The 21,109-nt window shown below is 32.9% G+C and carries 18 protein-coding genes and 3 pseudogenes; 15 read left to right on the top strand and 6 right to left on the bottom strand.

Annotation, left to right across the window (positions count from 1 at the left end):
- The 3 genes from MHH45_RS03900 to MHH45_RS03890 are packed head-to-tail and all read left to right on the top strand — an operon-like array spanning position 1 to position 4,322.
- Positions 1-789, top strand: coding sequence for an enoyl-CoA hydratase (locus tag MHH45_RS03900; RefSeq protein ID WP_088093710.1), 789 nt, complete (start codon positions 1-3; stop codon positions 787-789).
- Between the two features lie 2 nt (positions 790-791).
- Complete coding sequence (locus MHH45_RS03895) at positions 792-2,333, top strand: acyl-CoA carboxylase subunit beta (protein WP_088093709.1); 1,542 nt, start codon at positions 792-794, stop codon at positions 2,331-2,333.
- A gap of 48 nt (positions 2,334-2,381) precedes the next feature.
- Complete coding sequence (locus MHH45_RS03890) at positions 2,382-4,322, top strand: AMP-binding protein (RefSeq protein WP_088093708.1); 1,941 nt, start codon at positions 2,382-2,384, stop codon at positions 4,320-4,322.
- 203 nt (positions 4,323-4,525) lie between these two features.
- On the opposite strand, the pseudogene MHH45_RS03885 reads toward MHH45_RS03890, so the two are convergent.
- Positions 4,526-5,205 (bottom strand): annotated as a pseudogene (locus MHH45_RS03885) (ArsR/SmtB family transcription factor).
- A gap of 94 nt (positions 5,206-5,299) precedes the next feature.
- Between MHH45_RS03885 and MHH45_RS03880 the strand changes: the two are divergent.
- The 6 genes from MHH45_RS03880 to MHH45_RS03855 all read left to right on the top strand — a co-directional run bounded on the left by MHH45_RS03880 (position 5,300) and on the right by MHH45_RS03855 (position 9,062).
- Positions 5,300-5,914 carry a flavin reductase family protein gene (locus MHH45_RS03880; RefSeq protein WP_016114923.1) on the top strand — a complete coding sequence of 205 codons (615 nt, stop codon included), beginning with the start codon at positions 5,300-5,302 and terminating at the stop codon, positions 5,912-5,914.
- Positions 5,915-5,936: 22 nt separating this feature from the next.
- Positions 5,937-6,110, top strand: coding sequence for a hypothetical protein (locus MHH45_RS03875; RefSeq protein WP_016131415.1), 174 nt, complete (start codon positions 5,937-5,939; stop codon positions 6,108-6,110).
- 194 nt (positions 6,111-6,304) lie between these two features.
- Positions 6,305-7,039 carry an alpha/beta fold hydrolase gene (locus MHH45_RS03870; protein ID WP_033671198.1) on the top strand — a complete coding sequence of 245 codons (735 nt, stop codon included), beginning with the start codon at positions 6,305-6,307 and terminating at the stop codon, positions 7,037-7,039.
- Positions 7,040-7,054: 15 nt separating this feature from the next.
- Positions 7,055-7,540: a DinB family protein gene (locus tag MHH45_RS03865; RefSeq protein WP_016114926.1), complete on the top strand. Its 486-nt coding sequence runs from the start codon at positions 7,055-7,057 to the stop codon at positions 7,538-7,540.
- A gap of 23 nt (positions 7,541-7,563) precedes the next feature.
- On the top strand, positions 7,564-8,094 hold the full coding sequence (locus MHH45_RS03860; protein ID WP_088093707.1) for a shikimate kinase: 531 nt from the start codon (positions 7,564-7,566) through the stop codon (positions 8,092-8,094).
- Between the two features lie 200 nt (positions 8,095-8,294).
- Positions 8,295-9,062 carry a glycosyltransferase gene (locus tag MHH45_RS03855; protein ID WP_088093706.1) on the top strand — a complete coding sequence of 256 codons (768 nt, stop codon included), beginning with the start codon at positions 8,295-8,297 and terminating at the stop codon, positions 9,060-9,062.
- Between the two features lie 59 nt (positions 9,063-9,121).
- Here MHH45_RS03855 and MHH45_RS03850 read toward each other — a convergent pair whose 3' ends face one another.
- The 3 genes from MHH45_RS03850 to MHH45_RS03840 all read right to left on the bottom strand — a co-directional run bounded on the left by MHH45_RS03850 (position 9,122) and on the right by MHH45_RS03840 (position 12,617).
- Positions 9,122-10,132, bottom strand: a complete 1,011-nt coding sequence (locus MHH45_RS03850; RefSeq protein WP_088093705.1) for a D-alanyl-D-alanine carboxypeptidase family protein — start codon at positions 10,130-10,132, stop codon at positions 9,122-9,124.
- A gap of 645 nt (positions 10,133-10,777) precedes the next feature.
- The gene (locus tag MHH45_RS03845) at positions 10,778-11,935 is read right to left on the bottom strand and encodes a sensor histidine kinase (protein ID WP_016114930.1); all 1,158 of its coding nucleotides are present in this window, start codon (positions 11,933-11,935) and stop codon (positions 10,778-10,780) included.
- Entirely contained in the window at positions 11,925-12,617 is a 693-nt protein-coding gene (locus MHH45_RS03840; protein ID WP_026008582.1) for a response regulator transcription factor, read from the bottom strand. The genes MHH45_RS03845 and MHH45_RS03840 overlap by 11 nt, the downstream gene beginning before the upstream one ends.
- A 475-nt stretch (positions 12,618-13,092) precedes the next feature.
- On the opposite strand from MHH45_RS03840, the gene mtnN reads away from it, so the two are divergent.
- The 5 genes and pseudogenes from mtnN to MHH45_RS03810 all read left to right on the top strand — a co-directional run bounded on the left by mtnN (position 13,093) and on the right by MHH45_RS03810 (position 16,473).
- Complete coding sequence (gene mtnN, locus MHH45_RS03830; RefSeq protein WP_016114931.1) at positions 13,093-13,800, top strand: 5'-methylthioadenosine/S-adenosylhomocysteine nucleosidase; 708 nt, start codon at positions 13,093-13,095, stop codon at positions 13,798-13,800.
- Positions 13,801-13,846: 46 nt separating this feature from the next.
- Positions 13,847-14,155, top strand: a pseudogene (locus MHH45_RS03825) (NAD(P)H-binding protein); the annotation flags it as partial.
- A gap of 3 nt (positions 14,156-14,158) precedes the next feature.
- A pseudogene (locus MHH45_RS03820) lies at positions 14,159-14,674 on the top strand (GNAT family N-acetyltransferase); the annotation flags it as partial.
- 169 nt (positions 14,675-14,843) lie between these two features.
- The gene (locus MHH45_RS03815) at positions 14,844-15,341 is read left to right on the top strand and encodes an SRPBCC family protein (RefSeq protein ID WP_016114934.1); all 498 of its coding nucleotides are present in this window, start codon (positions 14,844-14,846) and stop codon (positions 15,339-15,341) included.
- 325 nt (positions 15,342-15,666) lie between these two features.
- A complete protein-coding gene (locus MHH45_RS03810) occupies positions 15,667-16,473 on the top strand; it encodes an N-acetylmuramoyl-L-alanine amidase family protein (RefSeq protein ID WP_016114935.1) in 807 nt (268 codons plus the stop codon).
- Between the two features lie 483 nt (positions 16,474-16,956).
- Here MHH45_RS03810 and MHH45_RS03805 read toward each other — a convergent pair whose 3' ends face one another.
- Both MHH45_RS03805 and MHH45_RS03800 read right to left on the bottom strand, forming a co-directional pair.
- A complete protein-coding gene (locus MHH45_RS03805; RefSeq protein ID WP_016114936.1) occupies positions 16,957-18,642 on the bottom strand; it encodes a M3 family oligoendopeptidase in 1,686 nt (561 codons plus the stop codon).
- Between the two features lie 17 nt (positions 18,643-18,659).
- Positions 18,660-19,598, bottom strand: a complete 939-nt coding sequence (locus tag MHH45_RS03800; protein ID WP_016114937.1) for a DMT family transporter — start codon at positions 19,596-19,598, stop codon at positions 18,660-18,662.
- 125 nt (positions 19,599-19,723) lie between these two features.
- Here MHH45_RS03800 and MHH45_RS03795 point away from each other — a divergent pair, with 125 nt between their 5' ends.
- The gene (locus tag MHH45_RS03795) at positions 19,724-21,094 is read left to right on the top strand and encodes an aminotransferase-like domain-containing protein (protein WP_016114938.1); all 1,371 of its coding nucleotides are present in this window, start codon (positions 19,724-19,726) and stop codon (positions 21,092-21,094) included.
- Positions 21,095-21,109: the final 15 nt, after the last annotated feature.

Here is a 21,109-nt window from a genome sequence, read left to right as displayed (position 1 = left end):
ATGCTACAATTACAAAACATTTCAGTAGATTATGTAACACCGCATATCGTAAAAATAACATTAAATCGCGAACGGCAAGCAAACTCATTATCTCTTGCACTATTAGAAGAGTTGCAATCTACATTAAATCATATTAATGAAGAAGCTGATGTTCGCGTTATCATTTTAACAGGCTATGGTGAAAAAGTATTTTGTGCCGGAGCTGATTTAAAAGAACGTGCCAATATGAATGAGGAGCAAGTACGTCATGCAGTTGGGATGATTCGTTCTACAATGGATATGGTTGAGCAATTATCACAACCTGTTATTGCTGCAATAAATGGAATTGCACTTGGTGGTGGTACCGAGTTAAGTTTAGCGTGTGATTTTAGAATTGCGGCAGAAACAGCAAGCCTTGGACTCACTGAAACATCTCTAGCTATCATCCCAGGAGCTGGTGGGACGCAGCGTCTCCCAAGACTAATTGGTGTTGGCAGGGCAAAAGAATTAATTTATACAGCAAGACGTATTTCGGCGCATGAGGCGAAGGAATATGGAATGGTAGAGTTTGTGGTACCAGCTAACTTACTAGAAGAAAAAGCAATTGAAATTGCAAGAAGCATTGCGAGTAATGGACCAATTGCCATTCGATTAGCAAAAGAAGCAATCTCAAATGGGATACAAGTAGATTTGCATACCGGATTACAAATGGAAAAGCAGGCGTATGAAGGTGTAATCCATACGAAAGATCGATTAGAAGGACTACAAGCATTTCAGGAGAAACGTAAACCAGTGTATAAGGGGGAGTAAAAGTGCTAGAACAAAAACAACAATCGAATTCATTTCAAGAACGTGTTGAAACAATTAAACAAGGTGGGGCACCAAAATATCATGAACAAAATAAAGCAAAAGGAAAAATCTTTGTTCGAGATCGCTTAGCTCTTCTATTTGATAATGGTGAATATGTAGAAGATGCATTATTTGCTAATTGTGAGCAAACAGGCTTACCGGCAGATGGTGTTGTAACTGCTACTGGTAAAATACATGGTCGTACTGTATGTGTCATGGCAAATGATTCAACAGTTAAAGCAGGGTCTTGGGGTTCTCGAACTGTTGAAAAAATCTTACGCATTCAAGAAACAGCTGCAAAGTTACGTGTACCACTTTTTTATCTTGTTGATTCTGCAGGTGCCCGTATTACTGACCAAGTTGAAATGTTCCCAGGGCGCCGCGGTGCGGGACGCATTTTTTATAACCAGGTGAAGCTATCAGGTAAGGTACCACAAATTTGTTTATTGTTTGGTCCTTCTGCAGCTGGAGGTGCTTATATTCCTGCTTTTTGTGACGTTGTCATGATGGTTGAAGGAAATGCTTCTATGTATTTAGGTTCTCCGCGTATGGCTGAAATGGTTATTGGTGAAAAAGTAACACTAGAGGAAATGGGCGGCGCTCGTATGCATTGCTCGGTATCAGGATGCGGAGATATATTATGTAAGACAGAAGAAGATGCGATTGCTCAGGCAAGACAATATATTTCATATTTTCCAAGTAACTATCAAGAAAATGCTCCTATGACTAAGCCTCAAGAACCAAAACAGTTCGAAAAAACGTTAGAACAAATCATCCCAGAAAATCAAAATGCTCCTTTTAATATGAAAGATCTTATTAATCGTATTATCGATGAAGGTTCTTTCTTTGAAGTGAAAAAATTATTTGCACAAGAACTTATTACAGGATTAGGACGAATCGATGGGAAGCCTATTGGTATTGTTGCAAATCAACCGCGTATGAAAGGCGGTGTATTATTCCACGATTCTGCTGATAAAGCAGCGAAGTTTATTAATTTATGTGACGCATATCATATTCCATTATTATTCCTTGCGGATGTACCTGGATTTATGATTGGAACGAAAGTTGAGAGAGCTGGTATTATTCGTCACGGTGCGAAAATGATTTCTGCTATGAGTGAAGCGACAGTACCGAAAATTTCAATCGTTGTTCGTAAAGCATATGGTGCTGGTCTATATGCAATGGCAGGCCCAGCTTTCGAACCAGATTGTTGTTTAGCGTTGCCAACGGCTTCCATTGCTGTAATGGGACCAGAAGCTGCTGTTAATGCCGTATATGCGAATAAAATCGCAGCGTTACCAGAAGAAGAGCGTGCAAGCTTCATTGCAGAAAAACGTGAAGAGTATAAAAAAGATATTGATATTTATCGCCTAGCATCAGAAATGGTGATTGATGGTATTGTTCATCCGAATGATTTACGTGAAGAACTAAAGAAGCGCTTCGAAATGTACATGAGTAAATATCAAGTGTTTACAGATCGAAAACATCCAGTTTATCCAGTATAAAAGCCCTATTAAGGGCTTTCTTGTTCGAAAAATGAGGAGGGGAAAACATTGAAACAAGCCGTTTGGTTTCCAACAGAAGAATATAAAGATAAAACACGTCTATATGGGTGGATGAAATCGCTTGGCTATGAAAATTATGAAGCATTTTACAACAAGTCAATTGAAGAAACTGGATGGTTTTGGGGAGAAGCGGAACGTGCAGTTGGCTATCAATGGATGGAGCCGTATACAGAAGTATTAGATTTAGAAAACGGTACACCATTCGCCCAGTGGTACACTGGGGGAACGTGTAATGTAGTAGAATCTGCTTTATCTCGTTGGCTTGCAGATGAAGAAACAAAACAACAACCTGCCCTCATGTACGAAGGGGAAAACGGAACAACAAAATCATTTACATATGAAGAACTTGATAGCTGGGTGAGCCGAGTTGCCAATGGATTGAAGCATTCCGGAATTGAAAAAGGTGATCGTGTAACGATTTACATGCCGATGATTCCAGAGACAGTTGTTGCTATGCTGGCAGTAATGAAAATAGGTGCGATTATTTCCCCGATTTTTTCTGGATTTGCAGCTGATGCAGTCATGACGCGTGTACAGGCAGCAGGATCTAAAATGATTATTACAGCGGATGGATTCTCGCGCCGTGGTAAAATCGTTTCATTAAAAGATGAGGTAGATAAAGCGTGCGAACATTGTGCATCTGTTGAGAAGGTTGTAATTGTACGTCATGCTGGAAATGATTTTACACCTCATAACTATGACCTATCATGGAGTATTCTCGAAAAGGAAAAACCATTTATACACGCTGAAGAAATGAAAAGTGATGACCCGCTTATGCTCATTTATACATCAGGGACGACTGGGAAACCAAAAGGAACTGTACACACGCACGCTGGATTTCCTCTGAAGTCTGCATTTGATGCAGGATTTGGTATGAATATTAAGCAAGGTGACCGTGTATTATGGGTAACTGATATGGGCTGGATGATGGGACCGTTTTTATTATTCGGCTCTCTTATTAATGGGGCAACAATGGTAATGTATGAAGGTGTTCCAGACTATCCGGAAGCAGATCGATTATGGGAAACGGTTGATCGATATCAAATTACTCACCTTGGAATTTCACCAACATTAATTCGAGCACTGATGGCAAAAGGTGATGAATATGTAAAGAAACATTCTCTAGAAAGTTTAGAGGTATTTGCATCAACAGGTGAGCCTTGGAATCCAGACCCTTGGATGTGGCTCTTTGAAACAGTTGGAAAAGGAAAGGTACCAATTTGTAACTATTCAGGTGGAACTGAAATTTCCGGTGGGATTTTTGGAAATGTTTTAATTAAACCAATTGCACCTATTAGTTTCAATGCATCTTTACCTGGAATGGCAGCAGTTGTATTAGATGAACAAGGTACTCCAATCCGTGATGAAGTTGGAGAATTATGTATAGAAAAACCGTGGGTTGGAATGACGAAAAGCTTCTGGGAAGACGACGAACGTTATGTTAACACGTATTGGTCGCGCTTTGAAAACAAATGGGTGCACGGTGATTGGGTCATTTATGATGGAGAACAGTATATTATTACCGGACGTTCTGATGATACATTAAATATTGCCGGGAAGCGTATTGGGCCAGCTGAATATGAATCAATTCTTGTAAAGCATCCTGATGTAATAGAAGCCGCGGCGATCGGCGTACCAGATGAAGTAAAAGGGGAAGTCTGCCATTGCTTTATTGTTTTACAAGAAGGAATAAAATTTACATCTGAACTAAAAAAAGAATTATTGAATTTAGTAAACTCTCATATCGGAAAGGCGTTATGTCCAAAAGATATTCATGTTGTAGAAGACTTGCCGAAAACACGTAATTCTAAAGTAATGAGACGTGTGATTAAAGCAGCATACTTAGGGAGAGAATTGGGAGATTTATCTTCACTTGTAAATCCGGAAGTTGTCTCTTATATTCAGGGATTACAATCTAGTCAAATATAAAACAAGACATGAGCCCCTTATAAAAGGGGCTCATGTCTTGTTTTATGATGGATAGATTTTTTGTATTGAGAATCTCCTTTAATATGAATGAAAAGCACATACAATATCTATGCCAGATTGAAATAAAGATTAATTTTGTAGTTCCTTTGCTGAATAATTCATGTATAAGTCTATAAATATGGAGAAATTGTCCATCTGTAAAACTAAAGTTTTATAGAAAAAGTTTCATAAATTTTTTGCTGTCCTAATGAAGTTATATGTATCGCTCTTGATTGTTCGAACTTAGTAATCCAATTTTGTTCTAACATTCGTACCAGAATTGCATTTCCTAGTGCACCTGCAATATGGTGTTGTCTCTCGGTCCAATCTAAACAACATCTGGAGAATGCACGTCTTTTATTGTGTAATCGTTCTAAGTTTACACCGAAATCTGAAAAAATGCTTCACCGACTTTTGTTACTGCAAATTCAGTATCCTTTTTTATTAATATTTGTTTATTTAATAAAGCATTTGTAATCTCAACTCCTAATTTTCCTGCTAAATGATCATAGCATGTTCTTGCATATTGAATTTTTTTATTTTCTTTTGCTTGTTTAAAAGATCGAATTGGTTCGCAAGGGGCAATGTATAATAGCTTTTCTAGTGATTCTGCTAGCTCATGATTTGTTAATTTGTAATAACGATGTCTGCCATGCTTTTCTACTTCAACAATTTGTGCCTCATATAATTTATTGAGATGAAAACTGGCTGTTTGTGGTTTGATTTTTGCAACATGTGCTAATTTAGTAGCGGGATGGGCGCGCCCATCCATAAGGTGAACCAAGATGGTTGCTCGTGATGTATCACTAATTAAGGAAGCGATTTTCGCTATATTTTCATTCATCATCTTCACTCCTTTTTTACATCCATATTTCGATGATAATGGAAGTTTTTGTGTTTTACAATACAGATAAAGAATCAAAATTAGGAGTGATAATATGAATTCGGGAATAAGTAAACTATTATGCAAAGAGATACAGCCAAAGATTTTATATTATGGAATGCCAATTTATTTATTATCAACATTAAATGAAGATGGGACAACAAATATCAGTCCAATGTCTTCTTCATGGGCATTAGGAAACTATATGATTTTAGGCATTGGTTTGGGAGGGCAATCGATTGGAAATCTTGAAAGGAGTAGAGAATGTGTTATTAATTTCCCTTCTGCATTGCAGTGGAAACAAGTAGAAAAAATCGCACCCTATACTGGAGTAGAACATGTTCCAGTTTATAAACAAGAAATGGGGTATACATATCAAAAAGATAAATTTACAATGGCTGGTTTTACACCATTGGATTCACAGTCAGTAAAGCCACAACGCATTAAAGAATGCCCACTACAAATCGAAGCAAACGTAAAACAAATTAGGATTCCAGAATATGATCCTTTCTTTGCAATTGTTGAAACCGAGGTTATTCATGTACATGCGCACGAGGAGATAACAAAAGGGGAAAACCATATTGATCCGCAAAAATGGAGTCCATTATTTTATAATTTTAGACATTATTTTTCAATAGGAGAAGAGTTAGGAAAGAATTATCGAGCTTGAAATCTTAAAGGAGTCAGGGAAAATGATCAAACTTGAGTATTTTGAAAGAAACAATTTTAAGCAACTTATATATTTAGATTTGTTAAAGGATTATTCCAAGTTGAGAAATAGGACAATTTATGCTTGTAAAGATGGTGATGGGATAGTTATTGATGGCGAAGATATTAAACTAATTGGAAAAATTATAAAAATCTAATTTGGTTTCTTTTAAGTGCTCAGGTATAAAATTATAGCTATTTATCTTTCAAACGAATACTCTATTGATATGTTCTTGGATAGCGCTCTTTATACAAAATAGTACTATAAAATAAAAGAATTTTCTGTATAAGTGATATAATGGTATTAACTGAATACATATTAAAAAGGAGATGTTTTAGTAAGAAAATGAATATGAGTAAAGAATACGAAAAATATGTGAATATAGATGGGGCTGCATTGTACACAAAAGTAATAAAAGGGAAGAAAGATAATCCAGTAATTATCATGGATGCAGGATACGGTGATTATTCAAAAACTTGGGATCAAGTTGCAGAGAAAATTACAGAATACGGAACAGTGCTTTTATATGACCGAGCTGGTTTAGGGAAAAGTGAAAAAAGTCCGAATACACGTGTTAGTTCTGAGATGGTAAAGGAGCTAAGAGAGATATTACAACAATTACACCTTAAACCACCTTATATATTTGTGGGGCATTCATTTGGCGGTATTAATGTTCGTTTATTCGCTTCTTTATATCCAGAAGAAACTGCAGGATTAATATTAGTAGATTCAACACCAGAAAACTATAGAGAGAAATTTCTGCCGATCATGTCTTCTGAATTTCAAGAAGCATATTATAAACAATTTACATATGAAGGCACCTATGAAGAGTTTATGAGAAGTTTAGATGAGGTAGGGCGTCATCCACAAACACTCGGAAATATTCCCCTTGTTATAGTTGCTGCTGGAAAAAAAGATTTTTATTCTGATGAAGCGCAAGCCCAGTGGATAAAAATGCAAAAAGAACTATTGCAATTATCAAATAATCATAAAATGATTATTGCGCTTAATAGCGGTCATTATATCCAAAGAGATGAGCCTGAATATGTAATAGAAGCTGTTAAATGGATAGTATCACATATGTAAAAGGAGCGATATTTATTGGAAACTTTATTTCGATACAATTGGCAAGTAAGAGATCAATGGTTTGAATGGTGCAAACAGCTTTCGGAAGAAGATTTACTCTGTAAACGTGTTGGACGAGTAGGGGGTATTTTAGAAACTTTATTTCATATTGTAGATGTAGAGTATAGCTGGATACGTGCGCTTCAAGGGAAAGCGGATTTCGAACTGAAGTTTGAAGATTATAGAACGTTAGAAAAAGTGAAGCAGCTTTCTGATTCCTTTCGAACTAAAATGGAAGCCTTTACGCAAACATGGTCAAGTAATTTAGAGGATAAAATATTAGCAGCCTCATGGACTGATGAGACATTCAAATATGGCGAGGTTCTACGTCATGTGGTTGCTCATGAGATCCATCATATTGGTCAATTATCTATTTGGGCAAGAGAGTTGAATCTTCAGCCTGTGTCAGCAAATTTAATTAGAAGAGGTTTAATGATAGAAGCTGGGAATTCTATTTTGTAAAAATCTATAAAGTGGTGGTTGTTTTGAAAAGTATTATACCTAATAAAATTCATATCATTGGTTCTGTTGGAAGTGGAAAAACAACCTTAGCAAGAGCATTATCTTATCAATTAAATATTCCTTATTATGAGCTAGATAATGTTGTTTGGAGAAGGACTAAAAATGGAGATATAAGAAATACACCTAAGGAAAGAGATGAACAACTTTACAATATTGTAAATTCAAATGCTTGGATTGTTGAAGGTGCCCATCATAAATGGGTATCGCAAAGCTTTCAAAAAGCAGATTTAATCATATTCTTAGATGTAAGTGTAGTGAAGAGGATAGTCAGAATAATAAAAAGATTTATTTTGCAGTTACTTAACCTGGAAAAGGCTAACTATAAGCCCACATTTAAAATGTTAATGAAAATGTTTAAGTGGACGAATGATTTTGAAAAAGATAGTAAATCAGAAATTTTGAGTATGTTAAAACAGCATGAGGAGAAATTGATTATTCTGAAAGATAATACAGAGATGGAAGTATCGAGAGTAGGATTGTCACGCTTAAATTGAGACATTTTAATTGGTGTTTTTTTGAAAAAGTACATGCATTAAGAAAAAACTTTTTGTTTTATAGACTTTAATCATTTCAAAAATAGTAAGGCTTTGTTCATAGTACAACTTGAATAAACAACGGCGTTCAATAATAAGTCGGTTGTAAATATAGTAAGAAAATGAATTGATAAATAAGGTTTACATAGGAGAGATATGATATGGATAGAAATGGTTGTTTTGCCGGAACGGATGGTGAACAAGATGTTAAGTTTTCCATTATCATACCTGCACACAATGAAGAAAAATATATTGGTAGATGTCTTGATTCCATTGTGGTTGCATCCAAATTTTATAAAAATCAAGTCGAGGTAATTGTTGTATTAAATCGTTGTAGTGATTGCACAGAAGAAATTGCACAATCTTATCATTGTATAACTTTACAAGATGAGAATAAGAACCTATCTAAAATTAGAAATGCTGGGGCGAAAATAGCTCGAGGAGAAATCATTGTTACAATTGATGCTGATAGCTGGATGAGTGAGAATATGTTAAGAGAAATAGATAAGCATTTAAAAACTGGAAAATATATAGGAGGGGGAGTAAAAGGGAAATTTGAACGTATTTCATTAGGAATTATTGTTTCAGGATTATTGTTAATTATTCCTTTCATTTTTAAATATGGACTCGTTTCTGTCGGAATGTTTTGGTGTTATAGAAAGGATTTTGAAGCAATTGGTGGGTTTAATGAGGATTTATTAATGGCTGAAGATGCGGAATTTGCAATGCGTTTAAAAAAATACGGTAAGATCCATGGGAAAGGCTTTACTACCATTAAAAAAGCTTATATGACAACATCTTGTAGAAAATTTGATGAGCATGGTGATTGGACTTTAGTAAAGAGACCTCAAATTATTTTGGCATATTTAAAGGGAACAAATAAAAAGTATGCAGATGAATTATACTATGAAAAGAAAAAAGGGAAATAAGGAAAACCGGCTTTTTTAGAAAATACAAGCCGGTTTTTTATGTGAAAGAAGCTTTTTAGTTAGAAATCCTCTGAATCTTTTTTTCGTATATGTACGAATAGTGAAATGGAAATAATAACAAAAATTATTATTGTTTGTAAAAATAGATTTTCAAACTGAAGTAGAGATATCCACGATATTACATAATCTTTAATAGATTGAAGAGATGGAAGGTGAGTAGGATCGGAACCATAAGTAAATAGTTTTTTTGTTTCGATAAAAGCACTATTTTCTCCATTTGCCTCCATTACAATCGAAATAAACCTCTTGTTTCCTTGCTTTGCTGTACTAGCAAAACTATATCCAGCAGGATTTGAAAAGCTAGTTTGTAAACCATCAATTCCTTTGAATTTTATTTTACTATCAAGTGAATACAACATTTTATTTGTATTGAAAACATGTATATCTTTGAAGGTGAATTGATAAGAAGTTAATTGGGTGATTTCTAATATCATAGGATAATCCGTTATTAAATGCTGGGCTAGTTTCGAGGCATCTAAGGCTGTTATTTTAGATTCTTTTTGTTTATTCATTATGCCGGTTGCATTTGCAAAATACGTTTTATTAGATAATCCTAATTGTGTCGCTTTTTCATTCATTAAATTCGTAAAGTCTTGTTCACTTTTCGAAATATGTTCTGCTAAAAATACGGCCGCACTATTATCAGATGCAAGAACCATTGCATGAAACAAATCTCGAATCGTTATTTGATCTTCAAAAGTTATATCGATATTATTTCCTTCCATTTGAATGGAAGAATTACTTATTTTCACACGATCATCCCACTTGATTTTTCCTTTTTGTATTTGTTCTAACACAATATACTCTGTCATCATTTTTGATAAACTTGCTGAGGAGAAAGGGGTATCTTCATTTTTTTTATATACAATCTCTTCTGATGTTGCATCTATTAAAATAGCTGATGTTGCTTTAATTGAAGGTCCGTTTACATAGAAATAAAAATAAAAAACAAGAATTGCAGTAATAAGAAAAGACAATATAAGAAGCATCAAATTCTTAAAATGTTGCATAAGCTGTCCTCCTTGTATATCGATATTACTAGTATAAAAATTAATCTTTAACTAGGAGGAAAGAAAAGTTAAAGAATTTCTAAAGAATTATAAGGAATATATAAATTTTGGATAATTATGGTCATCATGAGGAAATAAATATGTATTTTCACTCACATTTAAACATAAAGAAGATTTAGTAGTAGAGGACAGGAATGAATTAGTAATGGATAAATTAAGAATCCTTAAAGAGTAAATTTTTTCAGTTTATTTAACGTAGAAGTAACAGTTAGAGGTGGAAAATCTTCTTAAGTACAGTAGGGAAAAGTGAAGAATCATTTGGAATTATTAGAAAAAAATCAACTTACGCAGGTGCAAACTGTTATTTCTCACTATTCTTTAGTTCCTAAAACATCTGTATTTGGAGGCTCATAACCCATCTGGCGTGCTATAGCTACAATCCATGTAAAATGCTTACATTCTAGGTTTTTATTTTTTATATTGATAGTGATAAGTTGATAGATCGGAAATAAAACCCCATGGAATTTTTCCATGGGGTTTATCAATCAACACAACAAAATCACTATTATATTTAGAATATAGTACTTTTCTTGTTCTAATAGGTGATTTTTTTAGTGGATTTTTAGTTGTTGAGATAAATGCTTTTTATTGCTTATATGAAAGAAGCTTCACAGTAAATGTTGTTTGTTCAGTATCGCTATATACCTCAATTGTTCCATCGTGAATCTCCACAATACTTTTTGCAATCGCTAATCCAAGGCCTGATCCTCCCGTGTATGCAGAACGGGATTTTTCAACACGATAGAAGCGTTCAAAAATATGTGCTAAATCTGTACTTGGGATAGGCTGTCCGTAATTTGTAATATCGATTACAATCATGTTTCCGTCTTGATAAGCTGTTATATCAATAAATTTCCCATCATTACCATACGTCATAGCATTTATAATTAAGTTCTCAAATACACGTACTAATTTGTCTCCATCAGCAAGGGCCATAAGTTTTTCTGGTGGAAATGAAGGTCTACACTCAATATTGGCTTCCTGGAATTGCATACGAAATTGAACAGATAGTTGGCCAAGTAGTTCAATTATATCAATAGGTACAGTATTTAGTTGTAACTCGTTATTTTGAACACGCGTATACTCAAATAAGTCATTCATTAGCATGTTTAATCGATTTACTTTGTCATAAATAACTTGAATATAATGACGTAATTCTACTTCATCTCTGTAATTATCATGATGTATGAGATTAACATAGCCAACTATGGATGTTAGCGGTGTCCGTAAGTCATGTGATACATTTGTGATGAGTTCACTTTTGGCTTGTTCAGTTTGACGTTCTTCTTCAATTGAAACTTTTAACTGCTCTACAATGTGATTGACACCAGTTGCTAAGTCTTCTAAATAATTATGTTGTAAAATAGATACTTTATGATTGAAATTACCATCCGCAATATAACGAATTTCGTCAATCATTTGCTTTATGCATACTTCATAATATAGTTTTTTTTCGTGACGATAGAAAATATAAACATAGAATGAAAAAATCGAGAATAAAAACAGATAGGATCCCATCATTGTCCAAAGAGACTCCTTTAATCCCATATACTTTTCGTAGCCGACGATTCTGACAAATTCTCCACTTAATGCCGTTAATGTAAGGGAACTGTCAATTACACTCGTAACAAGACGGGATATGACAACCTCGGTAATTGGTGTAAGCAAAATAGATACTAAAAGCCAAAAAACAACTTTCCATTTCGGAATGACTTTTAATATGTCAAATGTCTCATTTCTCAATTTTATAACCTACTCCCCAAACAGTATGGATGAGTTTTTCACCATTCGTTCCTGTTTCAAGTTTTTCTCTTAGGTTACTAATATGAACCATTACAGTTTTATTGGAACCATAACCATCTTCATTCCAAACTCGTTCAAATATTTCCTCTGAACTAAATACTCTACCAGTATTGCTGGCAAGTAAATATAAGATATCAAATTCAATAGATGTAAGTTTAATATACTCTCCATTCACTTTCACAGTATGATTATGTTTATGTATTTCAACAGAGCGGATGCGAATAATACCATCATCATTAAGTGATGTAACTTGTTGGAATGAAGATCTACGTAATAGCGCTTTAACTCTAGCTATTAATTCTAATGGATTAAAGGGCTTAATCATATAATCATCTGCACCTGTCATAAGACCTAGGATTTTATCCATATCTTCGGCTTTTGCACTTAGCATAAGAATAGGTACCGTATTTTCTTCTCTAACTTGCTGGCAGACTTCTAGTCCATTTCGTTTTGGCATCATAATATCTAATATCATAAGGTCAATCTGATGAAGTGAGAGCATGTGTAACGCTTCATCACCATCATATGCTTTATAAATGCTGTAGCCTTCATTTCGTAAATAAACGGCTAGTAATTCTACAATTTCTTTATCATCATCAATAATTAAAATGTTTCTTTCCATCATATACTTAATTCCTTTCTTTACATTCCCTCATCATTAATATAATAACAAACATTTAGGCATTTGGGAGTTAAGATCACACACAAAATTTCATGTAACGTATTGAAAAGAATTAAAAAAATACATCACGAATAAAAATAACAGGGTAATTTGTTTCTTTGTGATATGTTGAAACAAAGTTTTATTGAGGAGAAAGTAACGTGTTACATAAAAAACTATATACATTTGAACCCAGTGGAGCTTGGAAAAGTGATATAAGAAAGTTTTTATTAGATTGGGATTTGAAATATAAAATAAGTGGAATTTGAATTATTTAAAAGGAATAGTAAATTAGAAAGGATCTAGAAGAGGATGTGAAGTACTTACGAAGAATAAAGAATTAATAAGGTATTTATATAAAAAGTGGATTCCATGTTATGAGCGAAAAAACATTGGTGAATTATTCAAATGAAAATAGGGGGAAGTGAAAAGTGTAATGAAACGTATTGCAATTGTATCCGCATGGGAACCAGAGCTTACATACTTGTATCAGTATTATCCAAGCCATCGTGTAGAAAAACGAGCTGCTTGGGAATTTCATTTTCATTCTATAAATGAATTAGAAATAATCTCTGTAATTACTGGTGTTGGAAAAGTGAACTGTGCTAGTTGCGTACAGTTACTAATAAGTGAATTTAAGCCTGAACAGTTATTTATGACAGGCATTTGCGGAAGTTTATCTGAGAAAGTAAAGAATGGTCATATTGTTGTTGCACTTAACACACTACAGCATGATGTAACCGCTGCGGGAACAGGAACGGATAGTTTCGATTTATATACTGGTAGAGCAGCTCCTATTGAAACAACGAAATACCTTGTAAGACAAATAAAAAAAGTGCGTGCTTATGATCCAGTACATTTTGGAACTTTCATATCCGGAGATCAGCGTATTCGCAGTACGGAAATGAGATATTTACTACATACTGTATATGGTGCAATAGCTGTTGATCAAGAAATAGCTGCTTTTGCATACGTATGTCATGTGAATAAAAAGCCTTTTCTTTGTTTGAAAGCAGCTTCAGATCAAGCAAATGATAAAACTGTAGAGGAACAAAAGGTGTTTAAAATGTTAGCCTGTGAGAGAGCATGTGAATATTTAATTTCGTTTTTACGCGTTTACGAATTAACTACATCTCATCAATAATATGATATATAAATCTATATCCTTTAAAAGGAGCCTAACTTTAGTCATGAAAATAATAAATAAAGTAGCAATTATCAGTGCAAACGGAAAGGCTGGTAAATACCTTATAACTCAAGCACTACAAGAAGGATACTGTGTACGTATTCTCACACGAAATCCACAAATATTTAAAATATCGCATAAACATTTGGAAGTTGTAAAAGGAGATGCTCGCGATATTTCTGCAATACGTCGATTACTACAAGGCTGAAAGGCTGTTATTAATGCAGTGGGGAAACCTAAGAAAGAATCCTATATATTTAGTACGGTGACAAATCATATTTTAAAAGTAATGGAAGAATACAAAATCAAGCGATAGCAACTTTTTCTTGAAGTCATTGTCGGTAATGATAGAGCGATTCAATTTTATACGAAGTTAGGGTATGAAAAAGTATATGATCTGTCTTACTATAATTTGAGGAACACTTCTATTTTGACAAGTAAGAGTGTACAAAATATAGAAATAAAGCAAATTAAGTTTGGCGAATTTCAAAACGGTATACAAAAATGGTTAAACTTCCATATAAATTGGCAAAATGATATCGATTATATGGAGAAAACTGAAAATAATACGTATTATGGAGCTTATATTAATGATGATTTAAAGGGATGTATATGTGTTAGTGACAATGGTAAGATAAGTTTATTATTTGTTGATAAAAAATATAGAAGAATTAGAGTGGCTACAAGTCTATTACAAACTGTAAGCAAAGAATTACAGTTTTCCAGTCTTTCTATTGGATTCCCTAATAATGGTTTACTTGAAGGGTTTGTAAAAAAATGTGGATTCGAGAAAAGTTCGTTGGCTCAGTATGAAATGTATTATACATTGTAACGTTTAGGGGAAAATAGAAAAATCTTTCAGCTGCATACTTTAAAAGAAACTGAAGGATTTATATTTTTATAGACATCATAAGTTTTTATTTGCTTTTTCATGTGTTTTGTGTGATATTTTTAAAAAACGAGCGTATGTTTGTTTTTCGAGTTTAAATGGAGGTATGACTATGTTAGCTTTAATAGAGAAAATAGATAATGAATATGTAGCTCAATTTAACCGTTCATTAAATCATGCAGTAGAACAAGTTTGGGCTGTATTAACAGAGAATGATAAACTAGCAAGATGGATGCCAAACCTTCATATTGAGAACCTACAAAAAGAAGGTATTATAAAATTTGATATGATGGATGGCTCAGGGGATTTTATTGATATCAATATTTTAGACTGTCAAGTAAATTCTGTATTAGAATTTACTTGGGGAGAAGATCGTGTTCGATTTGAAGTACATAAAAATCCAGATGGTTGTCTATTAATATTAAAGGAATTTATTCATGAAATAAATGAACACACACCAAAAGATTTATCTGGATGGCATATATGTTTAGAAATTTTTTCTTCTGTATTAGATGGTCATGACATGGACTTTCCAAAAGATGAATGGGAAAAATGGTATAAAAGATATAAGTTAGTAATTAGTAAAATCGAAAATAATGATTTAAATTAATTGTATTATTATGTGATAATTACAGATTAAAAAAGCTTTTATCGTGAAATAAAAAACTGTTGATTATATATGATGAATGAAATAAATACAGAAAAGAGTACATAATTGTTCACAATAATAAAAAACAGTACATAAAAAAGTGCTGTTTTTTATTATATTTCGAGGCAATATGTTTTTCTGAAACCATTTTATACGCAACTTGTTATATCCAAGTTCCAATGTTTTTATAGTTATTTTATATTCGAACTACACTCGTTGTGGTAATATATTTTAATAGAGTATATTTTTACCAAATTACTCTTAACATTATCATAGGGGGATACATATGAAAAAAAGAATAGTTTCAGTTATTTTATCTTCTGCTATTTTATTTCCTACTATTTCACATGCACAGGAAAATTCTAAGCAAGAAAAACAGAATCAAAGATTTCAAAAAACACCTGCTGTCCAACAGCAAAAAGCAATTCATATAAAAACAGAGCTTTCACCAGAAATAAGGAATAGTGATATTAAAGGAAATAAACATGGTATTCAATACTCTAACCAAGAACGTAATACGGTCAAAGCTCCAAGAAATGGATGGTTCTCTTATAGTGGATACTGGTATTATTTTAAAAACGGATCGTTATATCATGGTTGGCTACAAGACGGAGGGAAATGGTATTTTTTATTGAATGGTTCCGGGGCAATGGTAACAGGGTGGTATAAGGTGGATGGCAAAAACTATTATTTTAATTCCAGTGGTCAAATGCAGACAGGTTGGGTACATGATGGTGTAGGTTGGGCATATTTTAAAGCGGACGGCTCACAGCAAACTGGTTGGTTTCAAAATGGTGGGTATTGGTATTATTCACCTAAAGATAAATATATGAGTACTGGCTGGAATCATATTGATGGAAAGCTTTATTATTTTAACTCCAACGGTCAAATGCAAACAGGTTGGGTACATGATGGTGTAGGTTGGGCTTATATGAAACAAGATGGATCACAACATGTTGGATGGTTAAAATATGATGGCAAGTGGTATCATTTTTATGCAGGATATCATATGACTAGAGGTTGGATTTTATTAGATGGTTATTATTATTATTTTGATGCAAATGGTATTTTACAATATTCTCAGAAAGCTTGATGTAATTACATAGAAGGAATTTTCTACCCTTTCTTAATGAGTAGGAGTTTATGCGGATTTGTTTATTGAGATTCGATCCCCAGAAGAAGATTTTAATAAGCGGTGTTATCTGATTAAAAGTGAAGAGTTAAAACGAAAAAGCACATCATTGTGCTTTTTCGTTTTAACAATCATTTAATAGTTCAGTTAGAAGTAAAAGCTTATCCAAAAATATCAAGACCAATCACTTCATTATTAGCTTCATCGACGACCAAGACAATTTGTTCAGCAAATGTCTGAAAGGATCGAATAGTTATTGATTCCTTTAAATCATCATATAAATACCAACCAGTTGGTGTTTTGCTTGTAAGTCATCATCTCGAAAAAATATAATATTATTATGTAAACTAATAATGATAAACTAAGACTCTATTTTGAAAAATATAATTTCAAAATAGAGTCTTTTAGTAAAGGTTAAATTAAGTAAAACGTAGGCTTAATTACTCATATTTTTTCTAATAACGCTAATTCCTCTTCAACAAAACACATCAAATCCTTAATTGTTTCACCAGAAAAGTCAAATCGAATTCCAGCTGCTTCATATACTGTTTTTACAGATTTAGAACTACCTAAAGATAAAGCTTTTTTATAGTTTTGCAATGCTTGCTGAGGGTTTTCTTTATATTGTTTATACATTTGTAAAGCACCAATTTGTGCAATTGCGTATTCAATATAATAGAAGGGTACTTCAAAAATATGTAGAACAGATAACCATTGTGCGACGATCCAATTTTTATAGCCATCTGTATTTACGATACTTGAATTATATAGAGAAGAAAGTTCTAAAAACTTAGCATTTCTTTCTTCAACAGTATGAGTTGGATTCTCATACAACCAGTGTTGAAATTGATCAATAATCAGTGTAATTGGTAAATACTCTATAATTTGTGTTAATTGTTCTTGCTTAGCTTGTTTAAAATCTTCTTGATTATTATAAAAAACATCCCAGTTGTTCATTGTAAATAGTTCCATTGTCATACTTGCTAATTCAGCAGTCTCCATTGGTAAATGTTGATATTGATGTATCGAAATATCTTTCATTAAATCATGATGAATACAGTGACCCATCTCATGTAAGAAAACAACAACATCATCCTGTGTTCTTGTTAAATTCATAAAAATAAATGATAACTTAGATGCGGGCAAATATTCACAGAATCCACCAGGTGCTTTCCCTTTTCTGCTCTCCAAATCTAAATGGTTATGCATTTTTTCTAGAAGAGCTGAAAAACTTGAATCAATCTCTGCGAAAAGTGTTTTGCTTTTTTCTATTAATTCATTTTCATTTTTTACAGGTTGTAAAGGTTTATGATCTGCAGGTACAGCATGTATATCCCACGGACGTAATGTATCTACCCGAAGCTTTTCCTGTAATTTTTTATGTGTTTTTTCTTGAAGCGGCACAACGTATTTACGAATAGATTCGGCGAATTCATTGCATTGTTCGGCAGTGTAATCAAAACGCTCGTATTTTTTAAACATGTAGTCACGATAATTGGTTAAACCAACGTTTCTAGCTTTTTTTGTTCGAAGTACAATCAACTGATTTAAGATTTCTTGAATTTCATTCTCTACGGATAAAAATTTTTCAGAGATAGCAGTCATCGCTTTTTGACGAATGTTTCGATCAGAATCTTGTAGATATATTCTTAATTCAGAAAGGTTTACTTCTTCACTGCCCCACATAGAAGAGAGATTACCAGTGATTTCAAAATATCTTGTTATTAACTCATCTTCAGTAACCTCTAAACTAATATTTTCTTCGTTAAAGAGGCTTCTAATGTTTTGGATTTTTGTATCTAAGAATCCAAACTGAGAGGGATCTAACTGGAAACGATAGGGTGATTCATAATATTTTTGATCTAGTAGACTTTTATAACGTTTTAATGTAGGCTGTACATTTTTTTGATCAAAGTCAAAAGCTTTTTTTACCTTTATATCATTTGTATTTCGTTGAAAAGCAATATAATGTTGCATGAGTTGCTCATTGATAGAATTTAAAGTCTGTGATTGTTGTATTAACCAATTCTCAAGTTCTTGATTAGAAGATATTGATACGTTTAATAATGTATCCAATTCTTTTGTTAGTTCAGCTATATTACTAATATTAATAGGCATTGCCTGCTGCATGAAAAATCCCTCACTTTTTATTTACTAATAGAGGTATTCTTTTCTTTCATATGAATTCCTTTTTTACCTAGGAAGTTTGTACCTACTATACCAAGAACAATCATTATGGCCCCAACGATATGATAGTATGCAATTTGTTCGTGTAAGAATAATACTCCTGCAATAATTGTAATAAGTGTAGATAGATTACTAAAGACACTCATTTTAGCTGCTTCCATATAAGACAATGAATAATTTAATAAAAATGCTGTTAGCAAAGAAGACAATAATCCTAAATATAAAATAGATATAAGAAATGTTCCGTTTGTAAATGGTTTAAAGTATGCATTTACAGTACCTTCATTCATATGTTCAATGATAGCGATTAAATTGAAACTAAGAAACCCAATCATTGTCATTATATATGTTAAGTCTATTAACTTAAATTTCTTTGTCATTTTTCGTGCTAAAACATTGTAGCAAGCAGATGATAACGCCGATAGCAGAATAAAAGCAACTCCTATAAAACTAGTCTCATGAGTTCCTATGCCATTCATAACAAATATATAAATAACACCAATTACAGAAATGAGTACAGATATTTTTTGCCATGCATTTGTAAATTCTTTTAAAAAGTAAGAAGCGAAAATCATTGTGAATATCGGAATGACAGCTTGGATAATCCCAGCTTCAGACGAGCTTGTATATACTAAGCCGAAAGCCTGGAACGCAAAGAATAATGCTGGGTAAAAGATTGCTAGTGGCAAAAGTGAAAGTATGTTTTTAAATGAAATATTTAATTTTACAAAACCAAAAATGATAGGAATAGTTGCTATTAAAAAAGCAACTGTAAAACGGTGTGCAAGTATATCGAGAGGAGTTGTAACCGTTAATGCTAATTTCACAAACATAAATGAAAATCCGATAATAAAGGCATATACTAATGCGGCTGTATATGCTTTAGTTGTGTTTTTCATAATTTCACCTCATATAATTGATTTACTACTGGCCAGTATATGTACATGGTAATCTTTCTGAATCGGTGCTACAATGTGAACAAATACAAACTGTACCGGTACAAAATGGACGTTGAGGTGTAATCATGTATAAATATTTAAATGTATTAAATGATTTAGAAAGCATGATTCAAAAAGGAGAGATAAGAGAAGGTAGGAAATTACCGTCTATACGTTCACTCGTATCACAATATGAGTGCAACAAAGCAACCATTATACGTGCACTTCATGAATTAGAGAAGCGCCATATTATTTATTCCGTACCTCAAAGTGGATATTATGTGGTGAAAAAAATGGGGAATTATGAAGAAGATGAAACAGAGAATTTTGATTTTTCATCTTCAGCTCCAGATCCTGATGTATTTCCTTACTTAGATTTTCAACATTGTATTAATAAGGCAATTGATACGTATAAGAATGATTTGTTTATATACGGTACACCTAAAGGGCTGCCATCTTTAATTTCAGTTGTGCAAAAACAACTAGCGAACTATCAAGTTTTCACAAAAGAAGAAAATATCTTTATCACCTCAGGAGTTCAGCAAGCTCTAGTTATATTAACTTCAATACCCTTTCCAACTCAAAATGAAACGATACTTATTGAGCAACCGAGTTATCACTTATTTATTGAATATCTAGAAACAAATCGTACTCCTGTAATCGGAATAAAACGCACTGCTAAAGGTATTGATTTATTTGAGTTAGAAAAGATATTTCGAACGGGAAAGATAAAATTCTTTTATACCATCCCAAGATTTCATCATCCACTCGGCACTTCATATTCTAAGAAGGAAAAAGAAAAGATTATTTCTCTCGCAAAGAAATACAATGTATTTATAGTAGAGGATGATTATTTAGCAGATTTAGAACAAAACCCAAAGGTAGATCCACTATATAGTTACGATAATTCTTCACATGTAATCTATCTAAAAAGTTATTCGAAGATTATTTTCCCTGGATTACGTGTAGGTGTGGCAGTTATTCCTGCTTCTATTGCAGAAGCGTTTCATAAATATAAAAAGCTATTAGATATTGATAGTTCAATGATTTCCCAAGCTGCTTTAGAAATTTACATAAAAAGCGGGATGTTTGAACGACACAAACAAAAAATCCAATTGTCATATTACGCTAGATCTAAGGCGTTATCTGGAGCATTAGAAGAAGCTTATAAAGAAAATCAACATCTGTTTTGTAAAACAGAAAGCAAAATAGGAATACATACGTGCTTATCATTACATAAAAGTATTGTCACGGAAACGCTTATTAAAAACTTAGGACAAAATCAAATATTTATAGAGACTGTTGATAAAAATTATTTGTCTTCTTTCCGTAAAGAAAAACTTTTAAAACTGAATGTATCAAATATGAAAGAAGATAAAATTAGGGTAGGAATTCATAGAGTAATCGAGGAAATGAAACAAGTAAATCGTGTAGATTTCCATTTTAAGAAAGACTAACACTTCATATAGGAG

The sequence above is a fragment of the Bacillus sp. FSL K6-0042 genome, assembly GCF_038006685.1.
Taxonomy (GTDB): domain Bacteria; phylum Bacillota; class Bacilli; order Bacillales; family Bacillaceae_G; genus Bacillus_A; species Bacillus_A pseudomycoides.
Note: the sequence above shows the minus strand (reverse complement) of the source record. Positions and strands in the feature narration are given on the sequence as shown.